Source organism: Enterobacter cloacae complex sp. S2, from assembly GCF_015159675.1.
Lineage (GTDB): Bacteria > Pseudomonadota > Gammaproteobacteria > Enterobacterales > Enterobacteriaceae > Enterobacter > Enterobacter intestinihominis.
Map to the genome: position 1 here is coordinate 1 of NZ_JADDTS010000080.1, position 260 is coordinate 260.

General features: G+C 56.5%; 1 pseudogene. It reads left to right on the forward strand.

Going from position 1 to position 260, the window contains the following annotated elements:
* Positions 1-260 (forward strand): annotated as a pseudogene (locus IPZ49_RS22715) (MBL fold metallo-hydrolase); the annotation flags it as partial.

Consider the following 260-nt stretch of genomic DNA (forward strand, 5'->3'; position numbering starts at 1 on the left):
AACCTGCTGAAGCCGGATGCAAAAGGCCAGGTGGGTGCAGGCCTTGGCACCACCACCTCTGCGGGTACTGTCACCCTCATCCCGCCGACCGACTACATTACCCATACCGGTCAGGAAGAAGTGATCGACGGTTTGACCTACGACTTTATGATGGCGCCGGGTTCAGAAGCTCCGTCGGAGATGCTGTGGTACGTCAAAGAGAAGAAAATGATCGAGGCCGCAGAGGACGTGACCCATACTCTGCACAACACCTACTCCCT